The organism is Bradyrhizobium symbiodeficiens (assembly GCF_002266465.3).
Taxonomy (GTDB): Bacteria; Pseudomonadota; Alphaproteobacteria; order Rhizobiales; family Xanthobacteraceae; genus Bradyrhizobium; species Bradyrhizobium symbiodeficiens.
In genome coordinates this window covers 6,952,236-6,977,176 of sequence record NZ_CP029427.2, presented here as the reverse complement: position 1 = coordinate 6,977,176, position 24,941 = coordinate 6,952,236, and the positions used below count along the sequence as shown (strand labels likewise).

The 24,941-nt window shown below is 63.8% G+C and carries 21 protein-coding genes and 1 pseudogene; 12 read left to right on the top strand and 10 right to left on the bottom strand.

The window, feature by feature from the left end; all coding sequences use genetic code 11:
* Positions 1–156 precede the first annotated feature (156 nt).
* On the top strand, positions 157–366 hold the full coding sequence (locus tag CIT39_RS32895; RefSeq protein ID WP_244607489.1) for a hypothetical protein: 210 nt from the start codon (positions 157–159) through the stop codon (positions 364–366).
* Positions 367–584: 218 nt separating this feature from the next.
* Positions 585–1,767: pseudogene (locus CIT39_RS32890) on the top strand (extracellular catalytic domain type 1 short-chain-length polyhydroxyalkanoate depolymerase).
* A 61-nt stretch (positions 1,768–1,828) separates the two neighbouring features.
* On the opposite strand, the gene CIT39_RS32885 reads toward CIT39_RS32890, so the two are convergent.
* Complete coding sequence (locus CIT39_RS32885) at positions 1,829–2,131, bottom strand: hypothetical protein (RefSeq protein WP_244607488.1); 303 nt, start codon at positions 2,129–2,131, stop codon at positions 1,829–1,831.
* A 131-nt stretch (positions 2,132–2,262) separates the two neighbouring features.
* On the opposite strand from CIT39_RS32885, the gene CIT39_RS32880 reads away from it, so the two are divergent.
* Positions 2,263–2,631 (top strand): winged helix-turn-helix transcriptional regulator, encoded by a 369-nt coding sequence (locus CIT39_RS32880; protein WP_094976189.1) that lies wholly within the window; start codon positions 2,263–2,265, stop codon positions 2,629–2,631.
* 3 nt (positions 2,632–2,634) lie between these two features.
* On the opposite strand, the gene CIT39_RS32875 is transcribed toward CIT39_RS32880, so the two are convergent.
* Positions 2,635–3,315, bottom strand: a complete 681-nt coding sequence (locus tag CIT39_RS32875; protein ID WP_094976190.1) for an MBL fold metallo-hydrolase — start codon at positions 3,313–3,315, stop codon at positions 2,635–2,637.
* Positions 3,316–3,477: 162 nt separating this feature from the next.
* Here CIT39_RS32875 and CIT39_RS32870 point away from each other — a divergent pair, with 162 nt between their 5' ends.
* Positions 3,478–5,076: an alpha-amylase family glycosyl hydrolase gene (locus CIT39_RS32870; protein WP_094976191.1), complete on the top strand. Its 1,599-nt coding sequence runs from the start codon at positions 3,478–3,480 to the stop codon at positions 5,074–5,076.
* Positions 5,077–5,157: 81 nt separating this feature from the next.
* Here CIT39_RS32870 and CIT39_RS32865 read toward each other — a convergent pair whose 3' ends face one another.
* Entirely contained in the window at positions 5,158–6,858 is a 1,701-nt protein-coding gene (locus CIT39_RS32865) for an alpha-amylase family protein (protein WP_094976192.1), read from the bottom strand.
* Positions 6,859–7,036: 178 nt separating this feature from the next.
* Here CIT39_RS32865 and CIT39_RS32860 point away from each other — a divergent pair, with 178 nt between their 5' ends.
* Positions 7,037–7,528 carry an MmcB family DNA repair protein gene (locus CIT39_RS32860; RefSeq protein WP_094976193.1) on the top strand — a complete coding sequence of 164 codons (492 nt, stop codon included), beginning with the start codon at positions 7,037–7,039 and terminating at the stop codon, positions 7,526–7,528.
* A gap of 117 nt (positions 7,529–7,645) precedes the next feature.
* On the opposite strand, the gene CIT39_RS32855 is transcribed toward CIT39_RS32860, so the two are convergent.
* Both CIT39_RS32855 and CIT39_RS32850 read right to left on the bottom strand, forming a co-directional pair.
* Complete coding sequence (locus CIT39_RS32855; RefSeq protein ID WP_094976194.1) at positions 7,646–8,200, bottom strand: ActR/PrrA/RegA family redox response regulator transcription factor; 555 nt, start codon at positions 8,198–8,200, stop codon at positions 7,646–7,648.
* Between the two features lie 102 nt (positions 8,201–8,302).
* Positions 8,303–9,625, bottom strand: coding sequence for an ActS/PrrB/RegB family redox-sensitive histidine kinase (locus tag CIT39_RS32850; RefSeq protein ID WP_094976195.1), 1,323 nt, complete (start codon positions 9,623–9,625; stop codon positions 8,303–8,305).
* Between the two features lie 106 nt (positions 9,626–9,731).
* On the opposite strand from CIT39_RS32850, the gene CIT39_RS32845 reads away from it, so the two are divergent.
* From CIT39_RS32845 to CIT39_RS32830, 4 genes are all read left to right on the top strand, one after another.
* Positions 9,732–10,535 carry an ABC transporter ATP-binding protein gene (locus CIT39_RS32845; protein ID WP_162308814.1) on the top strand — a complete coding sequence of 268 codons (804 nt, stop codon included), beginning with the start codon at positions 9,732–9,734 and terminating at the stop codon, positions 10,533–10,535.
* A gap of 208 nt (positions 10,536–10,743) precedes the next feature.
* Entirely contained in the window at positions 10,744–11,562 is an 819-nt protein-coding gene (locus tag CIT39_RS32840) for an ABC transporter permease (protein ID WP_094976196.1), read from the top strand.
* Between the two features lie 121 nt (positions 11,563–11,683).
* A complete protein-coding gene (locus CIT39_RS32835; RefSeq protein WP_094976197.1) occupies positions 11,684–13,012 on the top strand; it encodes a polyhydroxyalkanoate depolymerase in 1,329 nt (442 codons plus the stop codon).
* 216 nt (positions 13,013–13,228) lie between these two features.
* Positions 13,229–14,068 (top strand): M48 family metallopeptidase, encoded by an 840-nt coding sequence (locus tag CIT39_RS32830; protein WP_094976198.1) that lies wholly within the window; start codon positions 13,229–13,231, stop codon positions 14,066–14,068.
* Positions 14,069–14,302: 234 nt separating this feature from the next.
* Here CIT39_RS32830 and CIT39_RS32825 read toward each other — a convergent pair whose 3' ends face one another.
* Positions 14,303–16,516, bottom strand: a complete 2,214-nt coding sequence (locus CIT39_RS32825) for a transglycosylase domain-containing protein (protein ID WP_094976199.1) — start codon at positions 16,514–16,516, stop codon at positions 14,303–14,305.
* A gap of 182 nt (positions 16,517–16,698) precedes the next feature.
* On the opposite strand from CIT39_RS32825, the gene CIT39_RS32820 reads away from it, so the two are divergent.
* Positions 16,699–17,124, top strand: coding sequence for a DUF1330 domain-containing protein (locus CIT39_RS32820; RefSeq protein WP_094976200.1), 426 nt, complete (start codon positions 16,699–16,701; stop codon positions 17,122–17,124).
* Positions 17,125–17,259: 135 nt separating this feature from the next.
* Here CIT39_RS32820 and CIT39_RS32815 read toward each other — a convergent pair whose 3' ends face one another.
* The 3 genes from CIT39_RS32815 to CIT39_RS32805 all read right to left on the bottom strand — a co-directional run bounded on the left by CIT39_RS32815 (position 17,260) and on the right by CIT39_RS32805 (position 20,496).
* Positions 17,260–18,480 (bottom strand): ABC transporter substrate-binding protein, encoded by a 1,221-nt coding sequence (locus CIT39_RS32815; RefSeq protein WP_094976201.1) that lies wholly within the window; start codon positions 18,478–18,480, stop codon positions 17,260–17,262.
* A 238-nt stretch (positions 18,481–18,718) separates the two neighbouring features.
* Entirely contained in the window at positions 18,719–19,945 is a 1,227-nt protein-coding gene (locus CIT39_RS32810) for an ABC transporter substrate-binding protein (protein WP_094976202.1), read from the bottom strand.
* Positions 19,946–20,082: 137 nt separating this feature from the next.
* Positions 20,083–20,496, bottom strand: a complete 414-nt coding sequence (locus tag CIT39_RS32805; RefSeq protein WP_162308813.1) for a DUF1304 domain-containing protein — start codon at positions 20,494–20,496, stop codon at positions 20,083–20,085.
* A gap of 40 nt (positions 20,497–20,536) precedes the next feature.
* Between CIT39_RS32805 and CIT39_RS32800 the strand changes: the two genes are divergently transcribed.
* Positions 20,537–21,067: a methylated-DNA--[protein]-cysteine S-methyltransferase gene (locus CIT39_RS32800; RefSeq protein WP_094976203.1), complete on the top strand. Its 531-nt coding sequence runs from the start codon at positions 20,537–20,539 to the stop codon at positions 21,065–21,067.
* Between the two features lie 148 nt (positions 21,068–21,215).
* Here CIT39_RS32800 and CIT39_RS32795 read toward each other — a convergent pair whose 3' ends face one another.
* Positions 21,216–24,005, bottom strand: a complete 2,790-nt coding sequence (locus CIT39_RS32795) for a [protein-PII] uridylyltransferase (protein WP_094976204.1) — start codon at positions 24,003–24,005, stop codon at positions 21,216–21,218.
* A gap of 250 nt (positions 24,006–24,255) precedes the next feature.
* On the opposite strand from CIT39_RS32795, the gene CIT39_RS32790 reads away from it, so the two are divergent.
* Positions 24,256–24,765 carry an OsmC family protein gene (locus CIT39_RS32790; RefSeq protein WP_094976205.1) on the top strand — a complete coding sequence of 170 codons (510 nt, stop codon included), beginning with the start codon at positions 24,256–24,258 and terminating at the stop codon, positions 24,763–24,765.
* The last annotated feature ends 176 nt before the right edge of the window (positions 24,766–24,941 follow it).

Sequence of the window (24,941 nt, the reverse complement as noted above, 5' to 3'; positions counted from 1 at the left end):
GTGCCCGAAGGCGCGAACGCAATCGCGCGGTGTCCCGCGCGGCGGAATGCAGGCATGCGTGCCCTTGAGTCTTCTCCCTCTCCCCGCTTGCTTCATCCCGCTCGCGCTTGCCTTCGTCGCGGCGTCGCGCCATCGCCGCTCCTGCTCGCGTTCATCATGATCATCTCTGGCTACGGCCAGGGACTGGTGATGGCGCCGTTCTCCGGCGCGGGACTCAGGACCGTGAGGTCTGTCGCCGCAGGCTCGGCGTCCGGCTTGTATGGCACGACGGCGCAGTTCGGAAATGCGGCCGGAGTGGCCGCAATCGGCGCGGTGTTCTTCGCAGTCGAAGCGTTGCAATCAACGCGCGCAGGATTTCCGGTCTAGCTCGTGCTGTTTGTGACATTAATCATGATCTGTGCCGCATTTCTGTCGTGGAGGCGTCGCGCATCTGCATGAAGTTGAGGCAGTGCGGTTAATGCGTGCGGATTCCGGGGGATTTCCCGCGGTTTTACCGGATTGACAGCGCACGGTCTTTTTATTTTGCATTGCAGCAACTATCTGGTTTGGCTGGACGTTGTACGTCGCCCCACCAGGAAGTCGCCGTGTCGTTAGCCAAAAATGTCGATCTGTTGAGACGTCTGTCGAGGCTGGACGGTCTGCGCTTTGCCGAGTTCGGACGCAGCGCGGATGCCTCCAGTCCATTGCAGGAGGTCACCGGCTTCGGCGACAACCCGGGCGCCTTGCGCATGTTCGCGTTCGTGCCCGCGCAGTTGCAGAAGCCGCGCGCGCTGGTCGTCGTGCTGCATGGCTGCGGGCAGACGGCAGCGGGCTACGATCTCGGCGCCGGCTGGTCGACGCTCGCGGAGCACTATGGCTTCGCGCTGCTGATGCCCGAGCAGCAACGCATCAACAACGGCAAACACCTGCTTCAACTGGTTCAATCCGGAAGACACGGCGCGGGAGGGCGGCGAGGCGCAGTCGATCCGCGAGATGATCGCGCATATGGCGGAGGCCCATCGAATCGATCCCAGGCGCATCTTCATCACCGGCCTGTCCGCCGGCGGCGGCATGACGTCGGTGATGCTCGCGACCTATCCGGAAGTCTTCGCGGCCGGCGCGGTCATCGCCGGGCTGCCCTACGGCATCGCCTCGAATTTGCGCGAGGCGCTGGACGGCATGTTTCATTCGCCGACGCGTTCCGCGCGCGAGCTCGGCGATCTCGTGCGCAGCGCCTCGGATCATCGCGGCCCCTGGCCGAAGGTTTCGGTGTGGCACGGCAGCGCCGACCGCACCGTCAATCCGGGCAATGCCAACGAGATCGTCAAGCAGTGGCTCGATCTGCACGATCTGCCGGAAGCGCCGATGGCGGAGACAAAGGTCGATGGCCATCCGCGCCAGGCCTGGTGGGGCAAGGACGGCGAGACGCTGGTCGAGTGCTACGCCATCACCGACATGGCGCACGGCACGCCGCTTGGCCTTGCCGACAACGACCAGCGTTACGGCGTCGAAGGCGCGTTCCTGATCGAGGCCGGCATTTCGTCGTCCTATCACATCGCAAAGTTCTTCGGCCTCACCGGCTGGATTGCAGACGCTGCAAAGGCGGAGGCCAAGCCTATAAGCAAGCCTGCAGCGCAGCCGGCACTGACGCCGGCGCCGCATCTGGCCCGCTCGATCCGCGCAGCGGTCGCCGAACAGCCGGCCGAGCCGAAGCGCGAGGAGGTTCGCGGCTTCGATCTCGGCCAGATCATCACGCGCGCACTGACCGCCGCGGGATTGATGAAGTAGCCCTGCTGTCGTCCCGGACAAGCGCGCGCCGATCCGGAACCCATACTCCTGGGACGAGACGCTACGCCGTCTGACCGATCCACGCGATCGGCGTCACCGTCACCTCGCCGCCGGCGACCTTCCGCGTCATCTCCTGATAGGCCTTGAAGAAGTCGCGCGATTGCAGTGTCTTTTGCGCGGCCTCGTCGGCGACGCTGGCGAGATGGAAATAGCTGCCGCCGTCGCGGTTCTTCAACACGCGATAGCCGACCCGCCCCTTGAGCTCCGGATCGCCGTCGATCGCCTTGACGAAGCGGCCGATCTCCTGGTGCCAGGCGTCCGTAGTGCCGTTCCTGAATTCGTATCTGATCATGAAGTGCTTCATGTGACGCTCCCTGTTCGTCGTGTGCGTCATCATCTGCGGCTTGCGCGCGATCCTGCAAGTATGGACAAAATTGATAGTATGGACTTTTTCGACGCCGCTTCTATCTTCATCCCGCACATGGAGGTGACGACATGGCGAAGGCGAACCCGGCGCGCAACTGTCCGGTCGCGGCGTTTCAGAAGATGATCAGCGGCAAGTACAAGCTGCGCATCGTCTGGGACCTCAAGGACGGCCCGCGCCGCTATGGCGAGATCCGCAGCGGCCTGTTGCGCGGCACGAGCGGGAGCGCGGAGATCACCCCGCGCGTGCTCAGCCGTGAACTGAAGGCCCTGACCGCGAGCGGCCTGATCGACCGCAAGGATTTCGGCGAAGTGCCGCCGAAGGTCGAGTATCGCCTGACCCGTAAGGGCAAAAGCTTCGTGCCTGTGGTCGCAGCGATCCGCGACTGGGGCGATCGTCACCTCAGTGAAGCGGCGGCGTTTGTGGACGCGGCAGAATAAAGCTCACGTCTCGCCGGTGATGAACGGATTTGTCATCCGCTCCTGGCCGATGCTGGAGCCGGCGCCATGGCCGCAGATGAAGCCGACATCGTCGCCGAGCGGCAGCAGCTTGGTGAGGATCGAGTTGATCAGCGTGGCGTGACTGCCGCCGGGCAAATCGGTGCGCCCGACCGAGCCGGCGAACAGGACGTCGCCGACATGGGCGAAGCGCAGCTGCTTGTTGAAGAACACCACGCTGCCCGGCGAGTGTCCGGGGCAGTGGAAGATGTCGAACTTGAGATCGCCGATCGACACGGTGTCGCCCTCGGCGAGCCAGCGGTCGGGCGCAAAGTTGCGCACGCCGGTCATGCCGAAACGTGCGCCGCTCTCGACCACATTGTCGAGCAGGAATTTGTCTGCTTCATGCGGGCCCTCGATCGGAACTTTCAGTGCATCGCGCAAATCGGCCGCGCCGCCGACATGGTCGATATGACCGTGGGTCAGCCAGATCTTCTCCACGGTGACGCCGGTCTGCTTGATCGCGTCCAGGATCTTCGGCACGTCGCCGCCGGGATCGATCACCACGGCCTTCTTGCTGGGCTCGTCCCAGATGATGGTGCAGTTCTGCTCGAACAGTGTCACGGGAACGATGATCGCGCCCGCCTTGGCTTGCGAAGAGTCTTGGGTGTCGTTTTGCTCGGTCATGGCGCCACAATGCCGATTTTTGCCAGGCCGCCAAGCAAAAGATTCGGGCCGGCTCCCGGGAACAGCAGTCACACGGCGGTCCCAATTGGCCTGCCAATTTGAACCGGGGCGGTGTTGTCGCGTTCTCCCGCACAATACGCAGATTCCGGGTGGTCTTTTCGCATGGCTCAAAGCAACGAGAACTGGTGGCGCGACGGCATCTTCTATCAGATCTACCCGCGCTCCTTTCAGGACTCCGATGGTGACGGCGTCGGCGATCTCGCCGGCATCCTGCAGCGGCTGCCTTACGTCAAATCGCTCGGTGTCGATGCGATCTGGCTGTCGCCGATCTTTCCCTCGCCGATGGAAGATTTCGGCTACGACATCTCCGACTATACCGGCATCGAGCCGCTGTTCGGCACGATGGCCGATTTCGATGCGTTGATCGCGGCCGCCCACGACAACGGCCTGAAGCTGATCCTCGATCTCGTGCCGAACCACACCTCCGACCAGCATCCCTGGTTCGTCGCGAGCCGCGCCTCGCGCGACAATCCCAAGCGCGACTGGTACGTCTGGCGCGATCCGGCACCCGATGGCGGGGTGCCGAACAACTGGCTGTCCGAGTTCGGCGGCAGCGCGTGGCAGTTCGACGAGGCTACGGGGCAATATTATTACCACGCCTTCCTAGCCCAGCAGCCGGACCTCAACTGGCGCAATCCGGACGTCCGCGCCGCGATCTACGACGTGATGCGGTTCTGGCTCGACAAGGGCGTCGACGGCTTTCGCGTCGACGTGATCTGGCACCTGATCAAGGATTCCGAATTCCGCGACAACCCGCCCAATCCGCATTACGTCAAGGGCCGGCCGCCGAACGAAAGGATCATGACGCAATATTCCACCGACCAGCCGGAGGTGCATGATGTCATCGCCGAGATGCGGCGCGTCACCGACGAATTCGGAGCCCGTGTGCTGATCGGCGAGGTCTATCTGCCGCTGCACCGTCTCATGGCCTATTACGGCAACGACCTCACCGGCGCGCAGATGCCGTTCAACTTCGCGCTGCTTTCGACCTTCTGGAGCGCGCGATCGATCGAAAGGATCATCGAGGATTACGAAAAGGCGCTGCCGCGCGGCGCCTGGCCGAACTGGGTGCTCGGCAATCACGATCGCCCGCGGGTCGCGAGCCGCGTCGGGCCGGAGCAGGCGCGAGTCGCCGCCATGCTGCTGCTGACGCTACGCGGCACGCCGACGCTCTATTGCGGCGACGAGATCGGCATGCATCAGGTGGCGATCGCGCCGGAGGATGTTCGCGACCCCTTCGAGAAGAACGTGCCGGGCATCGGTGTCGGCAGAGACGGCTGCCGCACGCCGATGCAGTGGGATTCCTCCAAATTCGCCGGCTTCTCGGCGGCGCGGCCGTGGCTGCCGCTGCCGGAGCACCATGTGCACGACAATGTCGTCAATCTCGAAGCCGATGCGCGCTCGATCCTCAACCTCTACAAGCGTCTGATCACCCTGCGGAAGAGCAGTCGGCCGCTGGTCGCGGGCGATTATCGTCCGATCACGGCGCAAGGCGATCTCTTGATCTATCGCCGCGAGGCCGAGGGGCAGGCGGTGATCGTGGCGCTCAATCTGGGCCCCGCGCCCGTCGCGGTCACCACCAGCGCGATCCGCTTCGGCAGTAGCATATTGCTGTCGACGTTCCTGGACCGCGAGGGGGAGCGGATCGAAGGCGTGCTGGATTTGCGCGGCAATGAGGGGGTGGTGGTTGTTCCACCCTAGCTGTCGTTCCGGATCTACCCGCGCTTGAGGCGCGCTTGTCCGGACGACAGCGCTGAGTGTGGGGAAAGCGAAGCGGCAACATCAGCCCGGATGCTTGTTCCCTTGCGATGTCGTCCCGTCGATGTCGCTCCGCTTCAAGAGATAATCCAGCCCGCCGACGCGATACCAGCGATAGCCATACGGCTCCAGCACGATTCGATGCTGGTCGCGCTTGTCGGCGTGGCTGTGGTCCTCCGCGAGCAGATTGATCAGGTGCGCGCCGGCCTCGCCCGGCAGCCCCGTCGAGAACGCGGTCTCGCGCGGCTTGCCGTCGAGATTGTGCACGAATAGCACGGAGTTGTTGCGCCAGTCATAACGCATGACGAACACGGCGGGATCGCGCGTCGCAATGATCGCAAAATCGCCCCAGCCGATCTCCGGCACCTCTTTCCGCATGCGGACGATGCGCTCGGTCCAGTTCAGCATGGAATCGGGATCGCGACGCTGTTTGGCGACATTGATGTGCTGGTAGCCGTAGGGGCCCTTGTCGATGACGGGGCATGCCGGCTTGTCGCTCTTGGTGAAGCCGCCGTGGGGCTCGGTCGACCATTGCATCGGTGTGCGCGCGCAATTGCGTTCGGGCAGCGACAGATCATCGCCCATCGCGATCTCGTCGCCATAGCGGATGACGGGCGTTCCCGGCAGCGTGCACATCAGGCTATAGGCGAGCTCGAGCCGCCGCCGGTCGCCGCCGAGCATCGGCGCGAGGCGCCGCCTGACGCCGCGGTCGTAGAGCTGCATGTCCTTGTCGGGGCCGAAATTCCTGAACACGGTGTCGCGCTGGGCCTTGGTCAGCCGCCCCAGATCTAGCTCGTCGTGATTGCGCAGGAACAGGCCCCATTGCGCCGACGCCGGCCGCGGCTTGGTCGCTTTCAGCGCCTTCGCGAGCGGACGCGAGTCGGCGGAGGCCAGCGCGTAGAAAAGATGCTGGTTGACGTGGAAGTTGAACATCATGTGCATGCGGTCGGCGTCGCGGCCGAAATATTCCATGTCGGTTTCCGGCAACACATTGGCTTCGGCCAGGATGATGGCATCGCCCTGCCGCCATTGCAGGAACTCGCGGAACGCGCGCAGCATGTCGTATTGCTCGACCGGCTTCTTCACCTTGGCGCCCTTGGTGGCGATCACGAAGGGCACGGCGTCCATCCGGAAGCCGGAGACGCCGAGCTGGATCCAGAAGCCCATGATCTTCAGGATCTCGGCCTGCACATGCGGGTTCGACGTGTTGAGATCGGGCTGGAAATCGTAGAAACGGTGGAAATAATACGCGCCGGCTTCCTTGTCGCGTGTCCAGGTCGTCTTCTGTACGCCGGGAAACACCATGCCCGTGTTTGCGTTTGCGGGCTTCTTGTCGGACCACACGTACCAGTCCCGATAGGGCGAGTTCTTGTCGCGCCGCGCTTCCTTGAACCAATGGTGCTGGTCCGAGGTGTGGTTGACGACGAGATCGATGATGATGCGGATGCCGCGCTGCTTGCAGCCATGGGTGAATTCGACGAAGTCGCCGAGCGTGCCGTAACGGGGATCGACGCTGTAATAGTCGGCGATATCGTAGCCGTCGTCGCGGCCGGGCGAGGTCTGGAACGGCATCAGCCAGATCGTGGTGATGCCGAGCCCGTGCAGATAGTCGAGCCGGCGCAGCAGGCCCTTGAAGTCGCCGACCCCATCGCCGTTGGCATCCATATAGGTGCCGACGGAGAGGCAATAGATCACGCCGTTCTTGTACCAGAGATCATCGATCATGCGCGCAGCCCCGGTGGTTCCGCCGAGGTGCGGCGGCTGCGTGATAATTGTTAAGGTCGAGTGCGGTTCCGCGTCACACGCGCTGTCATCCCGGGGCGCGCGAAGCGACTTCGTCGCGCCCCGGAATGACGGGTGGGGGTAGTGTCAGCACCCAATGGAATCGGCTATCCTCCCACCCATGGACAACACCGCCCGCAATATCGCCCTCGTGCCGCCGCCCGATCGCCGCCAGTCCGAGACGGCGCTCGCCATTGCGCGCGGCACCGCGCGGCTGCTGCGCTCGCTCGGCTTTACCTGCATCAGCGAATTGCCGTTGCCTTCGGGCCGGCGCGCCGATCTGGTGGCGCTGAACGAGCGCGGCGAGATCTGGATCGTCGAGATCAAATCGTCGGTGGAGGATTTGCGCGCCGACCAGAAATGGCACGAATACCGTGCCCATTGTGATCGGCTGTTCTTCGCCTTCACGCAGGACCTGCCGTGCGAGATCTTTCCGGAAGGCACCGGCCTGATCATCGCCGACGCCTATGGCGCGCACCTGCATTGCGAAGCGCCCGAGCATAAGCTCGCCGCCGCCACCCGCAAGCAGATGACAGTACGGTTCGGAATGGCAGCGGCGCTACGGATCAACCGGCTGGTCGATCCGCAGGGACACGCGGATTTCTGGGAATAGCGGCGCCGCAAACATCGGTGCCGTAGGGTGGGCAAAGCGAAGCGTGCCCACGATCCCTATCCAATCCACAGATGGTGGGCACGGCGCTAAGCGCCTTTGCCCACCCTACGAAAACCGTTACCGCGGCGCGCGCTTGGCGAGAATGCGCTGCAACGTCCGCCGATGCATGTTCAGCCGGCGTGCCGTTTCCGAGACGTTGCGGTTGCACATTTCGTAGATGCGCTGGATGTGCTCCCAGCGGACGCGGTCGGCCGACATCGGGTTGGTCGGCAGATCGGACTTGTCGGCACTGGTCGACAGCAGCGCCGCGACAACGTCGTCGGCATCGGCGGGCTTGGAGAGATAATCGATCGCGCCCATCTTCACCGCCGTGACGGCCGTGGCGATGTTGCCGTAGCCGGTCAGCACGATCGCGCGTGCGTCGGGGCGCTTCTTCTTCAGCGCCGAGACTACGTCGAGGCCGTTGCCGTCACCGAGCCGCAGATCCACCACGGCGAATGCAGGCGCCGACCTGCCGATCTGCGCAAGTCCGTCGGAGACGGTGTCGCATGATGTCACGGCAAAGCCGCGCGTTTCCATGGCGCGCGATAACCGCTCCAGGAACGGCTTGTCGTCCTCCACGATCAGCAGCGAGCGATCGGTCTGTTCGTTCAGTTCGGCGATGGCGTTCAAGGTTTTGTCCTCTCTCCAGCGCGTTTACATATGGCGTCGCAATCGCGCAGTGCCAAGGCGGCAAATAGTCGATCCGCCCTGTCGTGCGACGCAAGGTCGCGGCTATCCTATTGTTTCTTCGAGGCTCTCGATAGCCTCAAAACGCTGTCGTGGCCATGTGATCTGGACCACGGCGCCGTGGTCCGGAAAGATCCGGTTGGTAAACAAGACCTTGGCGCCGGTGCGTTCCAGCAAGGTACGCGCGATGAACACGCCCAATCCGAGGCCGCGTCGCTCGCCGCCGCCGTCATCCGTGGTTCGCCGCCGCGACAGATAGGGCTCGCCGATCCGGTTCAGGATGTCGGGCGGAATGCCGGGGCCGTCGTCGGAGATCAGAAGCTCGATCGTGTCCTTGTTCCACCACGCGTTCACCTCGACGGTGGTACGGGCGAAATCGACCGCGTTCTCGACGATGTTGCCGACGCCGTAGAGGATCGCCGGGTTGCGCGAGCCGACCGGCTCGGACACGGCGGCGACCGCGATCCGCACCTTGATCTCGACGCCGAAATCGCGGTGCGGGGCCACCACTTCCTCGATCAGCTCCGACAGCTTCATGCGGTCGAACGGCGCGCCGGTGGAGGAGAGCTGGGTGATCTTGCTCAAGATGTCGCGGCAACGCTGGGTCTGCTCGCGCAGCGTCTTCAGGTCGGCGGCAAAGCTGGCATCCTTCACCGTCTTCTCCAACTCGCGCGAGATCAGGAAGATGGTCGCCAGCGGCGTGCCGAGCTCGTGCGCGGCCGCGGCGGCAAGGCCGTCGAGCTGGGTCAGATGCTGCTCGCGCGTCAGCACCAGCTCGGTCGCGGCCAGCGCGTCCGCGAGCTTGCGCGCCTCTTCCGTCACCTGGAACGAGTAGAGGCTGGTGACGCCGATCGCGAGCACGATCGAGAGCCAGACGCCGACGAGATAGATCGGCGGCAGCACCAGGGGATCGTCGGAATCCCAGGGCAGCGGCAAATGGAAGAAGAACAGGACCGAGGCGCAGGCGACCGCGAGCACGCCGAGGCCGAATGTGGAGCGCGCCGGCAGCGCCGTGGCCGAGATCAGCACCGGCGCGAGGAACAGGAACGAGAACGGGTTCTGCAGTCCGCCGGTGAAGTACAGCAGACCGGCCAGTTCCACGATGTTCAGCGCGAGGAGTCCGGCCGCCTGCATCGGCTCCAGCCGCTGCAGCGGATTGGAGACGGTCTGGAGCGCCAGATTGAGTGCCGCCGACAAGGCGATGATGCTGACGCAGGGGACGATCTCGACATTGAACTCCAGCCCCTGCGCCACGATGAAGATCGCGGCGAGCTGGCCGAGCACCGCCAGCCAGCGCAGCCGCAGGATGGTGTCGAGTCGGATATGTCGTTGTGCGTGGCGGAAGTCGGTATCGGCAGTCTCGGTCATCTCGGCCAATGTGGCGGTGCCTTCTCGATCACAAACGCGGGCTCGCGGAACCACCCGGATTACAAGCCTTGCGCTCTCCGCTGCAATAGCAGAAGAACGCCCCAGCATGACCGGGAACGACAAAGCTTCAAGTCCGCCGACTGTCGCGGGGCGCAGCTCCTCCGCGGCGATCGAGGTCGATCACCTCGTCAAGGTCTACAAGCAGACCCGCGCCGTTGACGACATTTCCTTTTCGCTGCCGCGCGGCAGTATCACCGGGCTTCTGGGCGGCAACGGCGCCGGCAAGACCACGACCATCGCAATGATCATGGGCCTGGTGCTGCCGACCTCCGGCCGTGTGCAGGTGCTCGGTCATGGGATGCCCGAGGAGAGCGCGTCCGTACTGGGGCGGATGAATTTCGAGAGCCCCTATGTCGATATGCCGATGCGGCTCACGGTGCGGCAGAACCTCACCGTGTTCGGCAAGCTCTATGCGGTGAAGCACCTGTCGGAGCGCATTGCCGCGCTCGCGGACGATCTCGACCTCACCGAATTCATCGACCGCGCCAACGGCAAGCTGTCCGCCGGGCAGAAGACCCGCGTCGCGCTGGCCAAAGCGCTGATCAACCGGCCCGAGCTGTTGCTCCTCGACGAGCCGACCGCCTCGCTCGACCCAGATACCGCCGACTGGGTGCGGGCGCATCTTGAGCGTTATCGCAAGGACAACAACGCCACCATCCTCCTGGCTTCGCACAACATGCTCGAGGTCGAGCGGCTCTGCGACCGCGTCATCATCATGAAGCGCGGCCGCATCGAGGACGACGATACGCCGGAGGCGATCATGGCGCGCTACAACCGTACCACGCTGGAAGAGGTGTTTCTGGACGTCGCGCGCGGCCGGGCGAACGGCGCGAAGGAGGCGGCGAGGTGAGGGCGAACTGTAGAACCCCGGCTAGAGTCCCGTCATTCCGGGGCGCGCGGAGCGCGAGCCCGGAATCCATAACCACAGGCCGCGGTTGTGAGGCGAGATCGGTAATTCCGAGTCTTCGTCCAATTCAATCCTGTGGCTATGGATCCCGGGCTCGCGACTTCGTCGCGCCCCGGGATGACAGTCTTCATCCGGACAACGGATTGCCCCGATGACCGAGCTCTCCCTCCACCGCGGCATCTCCGTCCACCGCATCGGCGCGATGATCCTGCGCTACTGGTACCTCCTGATGTCGTCCTGGCCGCGGCTGCTCGAATTGCTGTACTGGCCGGCGCTGCAGGTCATCACCTGGGGCTTCATCCAGTATTACATCGCCGAGAATTCCAATTTCTTCGCGCGCGCCGGCGGCACCCTGATCGGCGCCGTCATCCTCTGGGACATCCTGTTCCGCGGGCAGCTCGGCTTCTCCATCTCGTTCCTGGAGGAGATGTGGGCGCGCAACATCGGCAACCTCATGATGAGCCCCTTGAGGCCGATCGAGTTTCTGCTGTCGCTGATGGTCATGAGCCTGATCCGGCTCGCGATCGGGATCATTCCGATGACCGTGCTCGCGCTGGTGATGTTTCACTTCAATGTCTATGCCCTCGGCCTGCCGCTGATCGCATTCTTCTGCAATCTGATCTTCACGAGCTGGTCGGTCGGCATCTTCGTGTCGGGGCTGGTGCTGCGAAACGGCCTCGGCGCCGAGAGCATCGTCTGGACCTTGATGTTCGCGATCCTGCCGCTCGCCTGCGTCTACTATCCCGTCAGCGTGTTGCCGGTCTGGCTGCAACCCATCGCCTGGGCGCTGCCGCCGACTTACGTGTTCGAAGGGATGCGCGCGCTGCTGATCGAGCGAACCTTCCGGATCGATCTGATGCTGGATGCGTTGGCCATCAATGCGGTGCTGCTGGGAGCTTCTTTTTGGGCATTCCTTGCCCTTTTGCGCAGCGCCAAGCGGAATGGCTCCCTGTTGTCGGGTGGCGAATAACGTCGCTTTATCGTGGATTCAGGCCGGTTTAGCCGTTTTCGCTACGTAGATGTACGGAAGCATGCATTGACGCAATATTACGCATTCGGCAGTATGCTGCGATGCGAAGAAGGATATAGCGATGCCTATTGGTGAGTTTGGCGGCGCGCCGCCCCTGGCGGCCGAAGGCAGTCCGGTCCTGACGACGCCGATGTACTGGATGTACGAGATGGCGCACGCCTCTCTCAATCCGGCACGTGCGGTCACTGACGCGACCAAGCTGCTGTTTCAGAATCCCCTCAATCCCTGGGCACGCACCGAGGTCGGCAAGTCGGTTGCCGCGGCCTGCGAATTGTTCGAGCGGACCACGCGCCGTTACGGCAAGCCGGAATGGGGCCTCGACGACACCGAGGTCAACGGCATCCGCGTCCCCGTCGAGGTTCGCTCGGTCTGGGAAAAGCCATTCTGCCGGCTGCTCTATTTCGATCGCAAATTCACCCGTCCGCTGCGCAGTCCGCAGCCGCGTGTGCTGATCGTGGCGCCGATGTCCGGCCATTATGCGACGCTGCTCCGCGGCACGGTCGAGGCGTTCCTGCCCGCGCATGAGGTCTACATCACCGACTGGGCCGACGCCCGCATGGTGCCGCTCAGCGATGGCCGTTTCGATCTCGACGATTACATCGACTACGTCATCGAGATGCTGCACGTCCTCGGCGGCAACACGCATGTGCTGGCGGTGTGCCAGCCCTCCGTGCCGGTCGTCGCTGCCGTCTCGGTGATGGAATCGCTGCGCGATCCCTTCGTGCCGACTTCGATGACGCTGATGGGCGGGCCGATCGACACTCGCCGCAATCCGACGGCGGTGAACAATCTCGCCCAGGAGCGCGGCATCGACTGGTTCCGCAACCACGTCATCACCAAGGTGCCGTTCCCGCATCCGGGCATGATGCGCGACGTCTATCCGGGATTCCTGCAGCTCAACGGCTTCATCAGCATGAATCTCGACCGCCACATGGACGCCCACAAGCAGCTCTTCGCCCATCTGGTGAAGGGCGACGGTGACCTCGTCGACAAGCATCGCGAGTTCTATGACGAGTATCTCGCGGTGATGGACCTCTCCGCCGAATATTACCTGCAGACGGTCGACACCGTATTCGTGAAGCACTCGCTGCCGAAGGGCGAGATGGCCCATCGCGGAACACTTGTCGATCCCTCCAAGGTCACGCGCGTGGCGTTGATGACCGTCGAAGGCGAGAACGACGACATCTCCGGTCTCGGCCAGACCGAAGCGACGCACACATTGTGCAGCTCGATCCCCGATCATCGCCGCGTTCATTACGTGCAGAAGGGCGTCGGACATTACGGCGTGTTCAACGGCTCGCGCTTCAGGTCGGAAATCGTGCCGCGCATTCACGACTTCATGGTTTCAGCGGCAAATCCGAGCTCATTGCAGGCTCGCGCGGCCGAATAGCTTCTTTTTCGGCTTTCCCGTCGAAAATTCGGGCCCTGCCGACGCCTCCGGCAGGGTCAGGTTCCCTCCAGATTCGCGGTATTTAGGTAGCTTCATAGGAGTGAGTCCATCCTCACCCCTTGGGGGTGCCGCATGCGTCCAGCGGGGGCGAAAAAAGCCGGTTCCAACCCCAGTCTGTAGGGTCTCCCGGACGCCAGACCGCTGTATATTGGGCAAATGATTTGTTTTTGCGCCGAGCGCTTTCCCTGGCGGCGGTTATGGCAGAATCCGGGCGAACTCTTGCTCCCTGGACTGACAGACATGGCCACTCGCGCTCTCCTCTATCGGCGTCCCCACGAACCGAAGACCGTCCTGATCACCCACGGATCGCAATATTTTGCCATCCGATTGCGGCGGCACCGCCGCGCGCGTCGTTACACGCTCAGAATTCATCCGAGCGATCGCGAAGCCATCCTCACCATGCCGCCGCGCGGCACGCTGGCCGAGGCCAAAGACTTCGCGCAGCGCCACGGTGCGTGGATCGCCGCGCGCCTCGGTCGCTTGCCGAAGGCCGCGCCGTTCCAGCCGGGCACGGTGATACCGCTTCGTGGCACGCCGCATCGCATCGTTCATCGCGCCGGCACGCGCGGCACGGTGTGGACCGAGGTCCGCGATAGCGGTGAGCGCATTCTCTGCGTCGCCGGCGGGCTCGAACATGTCGATCGCCGCGTCAGTGACTTCCTCAAGCGCGAGGCACGCCACGACCTGCAGCGTTCGTCGGAGGCCTACGCCGCCGAGCTAGGTGTCAGGGTCAAGCGGCTCTCGATCCGCGATCAGTCCAGCCGCTGGGGTTCCTGCACCTCGGCCGGCTCGCTGTCGTTCTCCTGGCGGCTGATCCTCGCGCCGCCCTTCGTGCTCGACTACCTCGCCGCGCACGAAGTCGCCCATCTCGTCGAGATGAACCATTCGGCCCGGTTCTGGCGCGTGTGCGGAAAAGTCTGCCCGTCGATGGAGCGTGCCAAGAAGTGGCTCGACACCTACGGCAATGATCTGCACCGCTACGGGGTCGAGGATTAGGGGCGCGCTTTTGCTCCATCTGACGCTGTCATCGCCCGCCTTGTGCGCAAGTGCGCACTGGAGCGGGCGATTCAGTATTCCGGAGGCAGTTGTTTCTGAACCGAAGCGTCGCAGCGTACTGGATTCCCCGCAGCGCTGCCCGCGCAAGCCGTTGATTTTGCTATCGCCGGCTACTGTGCATGGGGTTGTTTTCGCACTTTTTGGTTTGAGGGGCTGAATGCCCTCCGCCCGAGCCTAGCGATTTCCGCCAAACAGGCGGTCCATCAACCAACCATCGAGCCCTGCCGCAGCCTCCGGCCGCGCATTGGCGCGCGTCGGGGGCGGCGGGCGATAGCCGCCATTGTTGGCCGCCGTCGGTGGCGCGGCCGCTGTCGGCGGCGACACCTGCGATGCCGCCTGCGCCAGGTTCGACAGGCCCCAGCCACCTTGTGTGCTCGGCAATGCCGCCACCGGCACGCCCTCGTGCGCCGTCTTCATGAAGCGCGACCAGACTTCCACCGGCAAGCCGCCGCCTGTGGCCTTCTTGGTCGGCGAATTGTCGTCATTGCCGAGCCAGACGCCGGTGACGAGGTTGGCGGTGTAACCGATGAACCAGGCGTCGCGATAATCCTGGCTGGTGCCGGTCTTGCCGGCGGCCGGCCAGCCGGGAATCTCGGCCTTCTTGGCGGTGCCCGATATCAGCGTCTCCCGCATCATCGCGTTCATCATGCCGACATAGCGGGGATCGACGACCTGGTTACGCTCCTCGGGTTGGCGCATGTAGAGCAGCTTGCCGCTGAGCGTCCTGATCCGCGTGACGACATGCGGCGTCACCGCGAGGCCGCCATTGGCAAAGGGCGCATAGGCGCCGACCAGCTCGACCATGGAGACCTCGGAGGTACCGAGCGCGATCGAGGCGTTGGGTTCGAGCTTGGAGGAGATGCCGAGCCGATGTGCGGTGCGCACCACGTTCTTCGGCCCGACCTCGAGGCCGAGGCGGATCGCGACCGTGTTGAGCGACATCGCCAGCGCCTGCGTCAGCGTCACCGCGCCGAAATATTCGTGGGTGTAGTTCTCAGGCCGCCAGCCTTTGACCTCGATCGGCGCATCCTGGCGCATCGTGTCGGGCGTCAGCCCCTGCTCGAGCGCGGTCAGATAGACGAACGGCTTGAACGAGGAGCCCGGCTGGCGCTTCGCGGTCACCGCGCGGTTGTACTGGCTCTCGGAATAGTTCCGTCCGCCGACCATGGCGCGCACCGCGCCGTCAGGCGTCATCGCCACCAGCGCGCCCTGGCTGACATTGAACTTCACGCTTTTTGCCGCAAGCTCGTCGATGATGGCGGCTTCCGCCACGCTCTGCAGCTTCGGATCGATCGTGGTCTCGACCTTGATGCTCTCGTCGATCTGGCCGACCAGATCGTCCAGTACCTCGCCGATCCAGTCGGCAACGTAGTTGATCGTGCCGGCGCCGACCGGCTTCACATTGTAGGAGGGATGGCCGATCGAGGCCTGCGCCTGCGCATCGGTGATGAATTTTGCATCCGCCATCGCCGCAAGCACGATTCGCGCGCGGGCTTCGGCGCCCTCGGGGTTGCGGTTCGGCGCGAGGCGCGAGGGCGATTTGACGAGGCCGGCCAGCATCGCGGCCTCGGCGACCGTGACGTTCTTCGCCGACTTGCCGAAATATCTTTGCGCGGCAGCTTCGACGCCGTAGGCGCCGGAGCCGAAATAGACGCGGTTGAGATAGAGCTCCAGGATCTCGTCCTTGGAATGCTTGCGCTCCAGCCAGATCGCGAGCTCCACCTCCTGCAGCTTGCGCTGCACGGTGCGCTCCTGGGTCAGGAACAGGTTCTTGGCGAGCTGCTGCGTCAGCGTCGAGCCGCCCTGCGAGACGCCGCGATGCATGACGTTGGTGACGAGGGCGCGCAGGATGCCGACGGGATCAATGCCGAAATGCGAATAGAACCGGCGGTCCTCGATGGCGATGAAGGCCTTCGGCAAATACGGCGGCAAATCCTTCAGCGCGATATTGGCGCCGGCCATTTCGCCGCGCTGCGCCAGAATGCTGCCGTCGATGCCGACGATCTGGATCGTCGGCGGGCGCTTCGGGATTTCCAGCGACTGGATCGGCGGCAGGTGGGCGCCGACATAGATCACGACGCCGATCACCGCGATCGCGCCCCACAGGCCGAGCACCGCGCCCCAATAGACCATGCGGCCGAGGCTGGCGCCGATGCGTGACTTGGACCGGCGTTTGGTGCCGCTGCGGCCGGCTTGCGCCTTGCGCTCGCGCGGCGGCTCGTCGCCGGACTCCCCAGTCTTGCGCTTGGCGGGTGATTTCGTCGATTTCTTCGGCTTGTTCTCGCCGCCGGGAATGCGATCCGCCGGGGTCAGGCGCAGATCGGCGAGCGCCGCGGGCAAGCCGAACAGCGGCTCCTTCCGCCCACCCTTTTTCTTTCCCCACGCCATACGCAAATACGCCCGGTCAGCCTGCCCCGCCGCACGCTAGCGGTCGCTGTTTAAGGCCCGGTTACCCCGACGTTAACGCGTGATTAGGAGGTGCGGCATTCGCCTGCCGCAGTTCCGCTGATCGCGCGGCGGAGCTAGGATCGCCGACACAAAATCCGAGGAAACACGCAAGGGAAACCCGCATGGGCCATATCGATCCGACCAAGGAAATCTTCGCGCAGTTCCGGGACAATAACCGCCCCGGCCCGATCCACATGCTCAACCTGGTGCGCCTGCGCAAGGAGGCGGCCTACCCGGACGGACGCAAGGCGAGCGGCGCGGAAGCCTATGCCGCCTATGGCCGCGAGAGCGGCCCGGTGTTCGAGCGCCTCGGCGGCCGCATCGTCTGGCAGGGCAGGTTCGAGCTGATGCTGATCGGCCCGCAGGACGAGCGCTGGGACCATTGCTTCATCGCCGAATATCCTGACGTCGGAGCCTTCGTCGAGATGATCCGCGATCCCGTCTATCGCGAGGCGGTCAAGCACCGCCAGGCCGCGGTGGAAGACTCGCGATTGATCCGGCATGCCGTGCTGCCCGTGGGGAAGAATTTTGGAGAGATACCTTCATAAGTTGTAGGGTGGGCAAAGCGACGGGGGGCGCGAATGCGCATCCCGGCGTGTGCCCACCACCTTGGTCGTGATCGTGGGGAAATGGTGGGCACGACGCTTGCGCGTCCTTGCCCACCCTACGACTGTTTCCGATAACTAACCCGCGGTGCCCGAATCCTCCAGGATCGGGCCGAACAGTTCCCAGCGCTCGCCGTTGAACTTCATCATCTGAAGCTGCTTGTTGACGCGGTAGTCGGTCGGCGAGGTGTTGACCTTGATGCCGGGGAGCGCCGTGTCGGTGGCGAAGTCCTTCACCGAGGCCGCCTGCTTCATGACGTTCTCACGGGTCAGATCGTCACCGCACTGCTTCAGCACATGCACCAGCAGCTGCGCCGTGCTGTAGCCGTAGGTGTTGAAGTTCGAGTCCTTGTCGCCATCAGGATAGTACTTCGCCATGAAGTCGAAATACTTCTTCAGGCCGGCATCGTCCTTCCAGGTCGGATCGAGCGGTTCTTTGCCGTAGTTGACGCTGATCAGGCCCTTGGCGGCGTCAAGGCCTGCGGGCTTGAGCACCGCGCCGACCGAGGTGGCGTTGATGTCGACGATCTGGACCGGATGCCAGCCCATTTCGGCGATCTTCTTGATCGCCTGCGCGGCCTGCTTCGGCGTGCTCGCACTGAAGAACAGGTCGGCGCCGGCATCCTTGATCTTGAGGACCTGCGAGTCGACGGTCGGATCGGACACCTCGTAGGAGGCTTCAGTCACGATCATCTTGGCGGCCTTGTCGCCGAGGCCGGCCTTGATGCCGTTCAGATAATCCTTGCCGAGATCGTCGTTCTGATAGAGCACGCCCACCTTGGCGTTCGGATGCTCCTTCAGAATGTACTGACCGTAGATGCGCCCCTCGACGAAGTAGTTGGGATTGAAGCCCATGGTCCACGGGAAGTTCTTGGGGTCCGTGAACCGCGAGGCGCCGGTCGCAGCGAACAGCTGCGGCACCTTCTTGGCGTTGAGATATTTCTGCACGGCCGCGTTCACGGGCGTGCCGATGATCTGGAAGGTCAGCAACACCTCGTCGCTCTCGACCAGCTTGCGGATCTGCTCCACGGCTTTCGGCGGCGAATAGGCGTCGTCGTACTGAATCAAATTGATCTTGCGGCCGTTGACGCCGCCCTGGTCGTTGATCATCTTGAAATAAGCGGCCTGCGTCTTGCCGATCGACGAATAGGCCGACGCCGGCCCCGAGAACGGCATGGTCTGTCCGACCTTGATCTCGGTGTCGCTGGCGCCCGGATCATATTTTTTCTGGGCATTGGCCGCTGAAATCGACAGCGCCAGAGCGAGCGCCGTGGCCAGATGCAGTTTTCCATTCCTCATTCGCAATTCCCTCACTTGTTATTGCCGATGATCTCCCGGCGCGCGCTTGCGCGTCCGATGCCATCGGTTGAGGGCAAGTGTGAAGGAACGGGTGTTGCAACGCAAGGTGGGCGTTCGTAGGGTGGGTCAGCTCTGCGGACTGCACGAAGCGCGGTGCGCGGCGCGTAACCCACCTCTTCTGTATCTGCGGATCGGAGCAGGGTGGGTTACGCCTTCGACCCACCCTGCGAGAACGAGACTAACCCGCGGGCCCGGAATCCTCGATGATCGGTCCGAACAGCTCCCAGCGTTCGCCGTTGAACTTCATCATCTGCATCTGCTTGTTGACGCGGAAGTCGTTGGGCCCGGTGTTGATCTTGATGCCGGGCAGCGCGAAGCTCGGGGTGAAGTCCTTGATGTTGGCGACCTGCCTCATGATGTTCTCACGCGTCAGATCGTCGCCGCATTGCTTGAGCACCTGCGTCAGCAGCTCGGCCACCGAATAGGCGTAGGTGTTGACAGTGTTGAGCTTGTCGCCTTCCGGGAAATACTTGTCCATGAAGGCGAAGAAGGCCTTCACGCCGGGATCGTCCTTCCACTGGGGATCGCTGGGCTCCTTGCCATATTGGGTCGAGATGATGCCCTTGGAGATATCGAGGCCGGCCGGCTTCAGCGTCGCCGAGATCGGGCTCGCATTGATGTCGAGGATATGAACCGGCGTCCAACCGAGGTCGGCGAGCTTCTTGATCGCTTGTGCCGCGAATTTCGGCGTCGAGGCATCGAAGAAGACGTCGACGCCCATCGACTTCAGCTTGACCACCTGGGAATCGACCGTCGGGTCGGTGACCTCGTAGGAGACCTCGCCGACGACCATGCTGGCGGCCTTGTCGCCGAGGCCGCTCTTGAGCCCCGCGAGATAGTCTCGGCCCATGTCGTCGTTCTGGTAGAGCACGCCGATCTTGGCGTTCGGATGCTCCTTGAGAATGTATTTGGCGTAGATCCGTCCCTCGGACACGTAGTTGGGATTGTAGGCGATGGTCCAGGGATAGTTCTTGGGATCGTTGAATCGCGCGGCGCCGGTCGAGGCCAGCAATTGCGGGATCTTCTTGCCGTTGAGATATTTTTGCACGGCGGCGTTCGCGGCCGTGCCGATGATCTGGAAGGTGAACAGCACTTCGTCGCCTTCGACCAGCTTGCGCACCTGCTCGACGGTCTTCGGCGGCGAATAGGCGTCGTCATACTGGATGAGGTTGATCTTGCGGCCGTTGATGCCGCCCTGATCGTTGATCATCTTGAAGTAGGCGGCCTGGGTCTTGCCGATATTGGCGTAGACGGAGTAGGCGCCGGAGAACGGCACGGTCTGGCCGATCTTGATCTCGGTGTCGGTCGCCCCGGTGTCGTATTTCTTCTGGGCGAAGGCTTGATTGGCGGAGACCACGAAGGCGAGCGCCGCCGTGGCAGCTATGAAGGCTCTGTGATTGCTCATGTTGGGTTGTTCCTCCTGACGGAATTTTTCCGGTCGACGGTCTTTTCCCGTTGATTGCCAACGGTCGCCATCGCTGCCGAAGATTGTGGAGGAAGGACTTGCGCCGCGCAAGGATCGCGGTGCTGCGCTCTAGCGCCTCAGGTCAGGAACAGTACAACCAGCGCGATCGCCGCGGGCAGTGCCTGCACCATCAGAATGCGGCTGCTGACGGTTGCGGCGCCGTAGGCGCCGGCCACGATCACGCAAAGCAGGAAGAACGCCTTGATCTGGAATGCGAAGGCCGGGTTGCCGTGGACCAGACCCCAGATCAGGCCGGCGGCGAGGAAGCCGTTATAGAGGCCCTGATTGGCGGCCAGCACCTTCGTGATCTCGGCCTTCTCCGGCGTGTTGCGAAATACCTTCAAGCCCTGCGGCTTGTCCCAGAGGAACATCTCTAGGATCAGGAAGAAGACGTGCAATGCGGCGACCAGCGCCACCAGGATATTGGCAACGAGAATCAAGTTGAGCTCCCCCAGCGTCAGCTTTCGGGTGGACGGTAGCACGGCCGGCATGGCAAGTGCGATGGGTGTGTTTCGATGCAATGGTGCCGCGATGGCCAGCCGATCGACCAGACCGTCCGTAAGCTTCGGCCTTGATCGCGTGACGACGCCGATCGGCGTCGCGCTGCTCGTCACCGATGCGGAGGGTGCGCTACGTGCGCTCGACTGGGAGGACTACGAGCACCGCATGCGTGGGCTCCTGCGTCTGCACTACGGTGCGGTCGATTTGAGCGACCAGTCTGCGCCGACGGAAATGCGGACGGCGCTGTCGGGCTATTTCGACGGCGATTTCAGTCGACTCTCGGCCATCGCATGGCGGATCGCCGGGACGCCGTTCCAGCAGAGGGTCTGGAACGCGCTGGCTCACATCCCCGCCGGCACCACGATGAGCTACGGCGCGCTCGCCGCAAAAATCGACCTGCCAAAAGCCATTCGTGCCGTCGGTCATGCCAACGGCTCCAACCCGATCAGCGTGGTGCTGCCCTGCCACCGCCTGATCGGTGCCGACGGCTCGCTGGTGAAATACGGCGGCGGGCTGGAGCGCAAGCGCTGGCTGCTGCGGCATGAGGGGGTGGAGATTTAGGTCTCTCACCATCGTCATTCCGGGGCGCGCGTAGCGCGAGCCCGGAATCCATCTATCCGCGCAATCGGTGGCTCAATGGATTCCGGGTTCGCCGCTTGCGCGGCGCCCCGGAATGACGAAAGAGAAAGCCGGGCCCGAACGGTGCTCCTCACGCCGCCGGCTGGGCCGCCTTTTCACCGGCCATCACATGGGTCAGCGCGCTCTTGATGGCCGATTGTCGCGTCGGCGCGTTGATCTGCGCACCCAGGAGGTCGGTGACGTAGAACACGTCGCGGGCGCGCTCGCCGAACGTCGCGACGTGGGCCGAGGCGATGTTGAGGTTGAGCTTCGAGATCGCGGTGGTCAGCTCGTAGAGCAGGCCGGGCCGGTCGAGGCCGGACACCTCGATCACGGTGTAGCGGTCGGACCATTGGTTGTTGATGGTGACTTCCGGCTCGATCACGAAGGGGCGCGCCTTGCTGCGCACGGTGCGCCGCGCCACCACTTCGGGCAGGCGTAGCTTGCCTTCCAGCACGTCCTCGATCATCTCGCCGATGCGGGTGGCGCGCCGTCCCTCGTCCTCGTCGCGGTCGTATTCCCGGGAGATCGAGATGGTATCGAGCGCGCGGCCGTCGGTCGTGGTGTAGATCTGGGCGTCGACGATGTTGGCGCCGGCCGAAGCGCAGGCGCCGGCGATGATCGACAGCAGCCAGGGATGGTCGGCCGCGAAGATCGTCAGCTCGGTGACGCCGCGCGCCTCGTCGAAACCGACATTGATCGCGAGCTTGTGGCCGGCCTGTTCGCTGGAGCGGACGAAGCGGGCGTGGCGGATCTTTCGCGGCAGCTCGACCTTGAGCCAATAGGCCGGATAATGACGGCCGATATAGGCATCGAGCTCCTCCGCCGGCCATTCGGCGAAGGCGTTGCGGAATTCGGCGTAAGCGGCGGTAAGACGTTTTCCCCGGTCGACTTCCGAGAAGCCGCCGGTCAGCACCGGCTCGGTCTCGTAGTAAAGCGAGCGCAAGAGCTGCGCCTTCCAGCCGTTCCACACGCCGGGACCGACGCCGCGGATGTCGGCGGTGGTCAGGATCGTCAGCAGCTTCATCTGCTCGACCGACTGCACCACGGCGGCGAAATTCTCGATGGTCTTTCGGTCGGACAGGTCGCGCGACTGTGCGACCGTGGACATCGTCAGATGCTCCTCGATCAGCCAGGCGATGAGCTCGGTGTCGGCGGCGCTGAAGCCGAGCCGCGGGCAGAGCCGCCGCGCCACCTTGGCGCCGGCGATCGAATGATCCTCGGGCCGGCCCTTGGCGATGTCGTGCAGTAGCGTCGTGATGTAGATCACCGCGCGATGCTCGGGGCGAATCTTGCGCATCAGGTCGCTCGCGAGCGCGAATTCATCGAGGCCGCCGCGCTCGATGTCCTGGAGGAAGCCGACGCAGCGGATCAAATGCTCGTCGACCGTATAGTGATGATACATGTTGAACTGCATCATCGAGACGATCTTGCCGAAGGCGCGGATGAAATGTCCGAGCACGCCGGTCTCGTTCATCCGCCGCAGCACGATCTCGGCGTTGTCGGAGGTCAGGATCTCCATGAACAGCCGGTTGGCCTCGGGATTCTCGCGCATCTGCGCGTTGATCAGGCCGAGCGAGCGCGTCACGTCGCGCATCGCGTCCGGATGGAAGGCGAGGTTGTTCTTCTGCGCGAGGCGGAAAATGCGGATCAGATTGACCGGGTCGTGCTTGAACACGTCGGGTGCGGCGACGTTGATGCGGTTGTTGTCGACGATGAAGTCGTCGCTGTCGGGGACGCGCCGCTTCGCCGCGGTCGGCCGCAGCCGCGCCATCATCCGGCTCAACACCGGCGCGGGCTTGGCCTGCTGGTCCTCGAGCTTGGCGCAGAGGATGGCGGTGAGGTTGCCGACTTCCTTGGCGACCAGGAAGTAGTGCTTCATGAAGCGCTCGACGTCCTGCATGCCGGGATGCGAGGTGTAGCCGAGCCGCACCGCGATCTCGCGCTGCAGGTCGAAGGAGAGACGCTCTTCGGCGCGGCCGGAGTAGAAGTGCAGATTGCAGCGCACCGACCAGAGGAAGTCGGCGCAGCGGCGGAAGCTGCGGTATTCCTGCGCATCGAACACACCGCGCGCGACCAGTTCGCCGGTGTCGCGCACGCGGTAGACGTATTTGGCGATCCAGAACAGCGTGTGCAGGTCGCGCAGCGCGCCCTTGCCGTCCTTGACGTTGGGCTCGACCAGGTAGCGCGACTGGCCGCCGCGGCGATGGCGCTCCTCGCGCTCGGCGAGCTTTGCGGTGACGAATTCCGATGCGGTGCCTTGCACCACCTCCTTGTCGAAGCGCGCGACCAGCTCGTCGTAAAGCGGCTTGTCGCCGGTGAGGAAGCGCGTCTCCAGGATCGCGGTGCGGATGGTCATGTCGCCGCGCGCCTGCCGGATCGACTCGTCCACCGATCGCGTGGCGTGGCCGACCTTCAGCCCCATGTCCCACAGGCAATAGAGGATCGCCTCGGCGACCTGCTCGCCCCAGGCGGTCTGCTTGTAGGGCAGGATGAATAACAGGTCGATGTCGGATTCGGGCGCCATCAGACCGCGGCCGTAGCCGCCGGTCGCGACCACCGCCATGCGTTCGGCACCGCTCGGGATCGGCGAGCGGTAGAGATGGCGGGTCGCCGCCGAATACAGGATGCGGATGATCTCGTCCTGCACGTGACACAGCCGCTCGGCACAGTGCCTTCCGTGGCGGTCCTTGAGCAGGATCGCTTGTGCGACGTCCCGCGCCGCGATCAGCTCGGCCTTGAGCAATTGCGCCATGGCCGTGCGGAACGCGTCTTCGCGTCCCTGGTGCTTTTCGGCAAGCGCATCGACCGCAGCGGTGATCCGCGCAGTGTCGAAACGATCATCCCCTTCGGCCTTGTGCTCAGTCGCGATGCTGTCCATGTCTCACCGGATATAAGAGGCGACAGGCGCTGTCACGAGACATTCGTGAGGGGGCGGCAGATGTGTCCGGCTACCCAGATCGGAGCGCCGCGGGGCGGCCTCGATAGCCTGGCATAACATCATGAATATACTTGATTTTCTGGCTTTAGTTCCGGCCGCTCATGGCAGCCTCCATTAATCATGGGCTGACACGAAATGGATCGCCTTCTATACCGTTCGTCAAATGCGACTCACGGGGGAGAGAACGAAAATGGACGCTGTAGAGCTGCGCCAGATGCAGGCTCCGATCAAGGAGCGCTACAAGACCGATCCCAAGACCGCGCTGATCACGCTGAAGGCCAAGGGCTCCACCGATGGCGAAGGCATCGCCTGCAAGGTCGAGACCGGCCGCGCCATCGCGATGGCGGGCCTGCATCCGGCGACCGGCGGCTCCGGCCTCGAGCTCTGCTCCGGCGACATGCTGCTGGAAGCCCTGGTCGCCTGTGCCGGCGTCACGTTGAAATCGGTCGCGACCGCGATCGAGGTGCCCTTGAAGACCGGCAACGTCTATGCCGAGGGCGATCTCGATTTCCGCGGCACGCTCGGCATCGACAAGGAGACCCCGGTCGGCTTCGCCGAGATCCGTCTGCGCTTCGAGGTCGATACGCCAGCGCCGCAGGACAAGCTCGATCTGCTGCTGAAACTCACCGAGCGCTATTGCGTGGTCTATCAGACCATCAAGAACGGCCCGAAAGCGTCGGTGTCGATGCAGCGGATGTGAGGCGAAGGTCGTAACCCCGAAATTTGTGTCGTCCCGGGGCGCGCCGCTTGGCGCGAGCCCGGGACCCATAACCCCAGGCCGTTGTGATCCAGGATCGTCGTAGCTCCAGCCTTCCAAAACAATCACGGTCTGTGGTTATGGATTCCGGGCTCGCGCTCCGCGCGCCCCGGAATGAC

Coding starts and splice junctions, on each gene's coding strand:
- CIT39_RS32830 (WP_094976198.1), top strand. CDS start 13,229: ATGATTTGTTTTTGCGCCGAGCGCTTTCCCTGGCGGCGGTTATGGCAG.
- CIT39_RS32885 (WP_244607488.1), bottom strand. CDS start 2,131: ATGAAGCACTTCATGATCAGATACGAATTCAGGAACGGCACTACGGAC.
- CIT39_RS32870 (WP_094976191.1), top strand. CDS start 3,478: ATGGCTCAAAGCAACGAGAACTGGTGGCGCGACGGCATCTTCTATCAG.
- CIT39_RS32840 (WP_094976196.1), top strand. CDS start 10,744: ATGACCGAGCTCTCCCTCCACCGCGGCATCTCCGTCCACCGCATCGGC.
- CIT39_RS32805 (WP_162308813.1), bottom strand. CDS start 20,496: ATGCCGGCCGTGCTACCGTCCACCCGAAAGCTGACGCTGGGGGAGCTC.
- CIT39_RS32880 (WP_094976189.1), top strand. CDS start 2,263: ATGGCGAAGGCGAACCCGGCGCGCAACTGTCCGGTCGCGGCGTTTCAG.
- CIT39_RS32860 (WP_094976193.1), top strand. CDS start 7,037: ATGGACAACACCGCCCGCAATATCGCCCTCGTGCCGCCGCCCGATCGC.
- CIT39_RS32850 (WP_094976195.1), bottom strand. CDS start 9,625: ATGACCGAGACTGCCGATACCGACTTCCGCCACGCACAACGACATATC.
- CIT39_RS32810 (WP_094976202.1), bottom strand. CDS start 19,945: ATGAGCAATCACAGAGCCTTCATAGCTGCCACGGCGGCGCTCGCCTTC.
- CIT39_RS32865 (WP_094976192.1), bottom strand. CDS start 6,858: ATGATCGATGATCTCTGGTACAAGAACGGCGTGATCTATTGCCTCTCC.
- CIT39_RS32790 (WP_094976205.1), top strand. CDS start 24,256: ATGGACGCTGTAGAGCTGCGCCAGATGCAGGCTCCGATCAAGGAGCGC.
- CIT39_RS32835 (WP_094976197.1), top strand. CDS start 11,684: ATGCCTATTGGTGAGTTTGGCGGCGCGCCGCCCCTGGCGGCCGAAGGC.
- CIT39_RS32845 (WP_162308814.1), top strand. CDS start 9,732: ATGACCGGGAACGACAAAGCTTCAAGTCCGCCGACTGTCGCGGGGCGC.
- CIT39_RS32820 (WP_094976200.1), top strand. CDS start 16,699: ATGGGCCATATCGATCCGACCAAGGAAATCTTCGCGCAGTTCCGGGAC.
- CIT39_RS32795 (WP_094976204.1), bottom strand. CDS start 24,005: ATGGACAGCATCGCGACTGAGCACAAGGCCGAAGGGGATGATCGTTTC.
- CIT39_RS32815 (WP_094976201.1), bottom strand. CDS start 18,480: ATGAGGAATGGAAAACTGCATCTGGCCACGGCGCTCGCTCTGGCGCTG.
- CIT39_RS32800 (WP_094976203.1), top strand. CDS start 20,537: ATGGCCAGCCGATCGACCAGACCGTCCGTAAGCTTCGGCCTTGATCGC.
- CIT39_RS32895 (WP_244607489.1), top strand. CDS start 157: ATGATCATCTCTGGCTACGGCCAGGGACTGGTGATGGCGCCGTTCTCC.
- CIT39_RS32825 (WP_094976199.1), bottom strand. CDS start 16,516: ATGGCGTGGGGAAAGAAAAAGGGTGGGCGGAAGGAGCCGCTGTTCGGC.
- CIT39_RS32875 (WP_094976190.1), bottom strand. CDS start 3,315: ATGACCGAGCAAAACGACACCCAAGACTCTTCGCAAGCCAAGGCGGGC.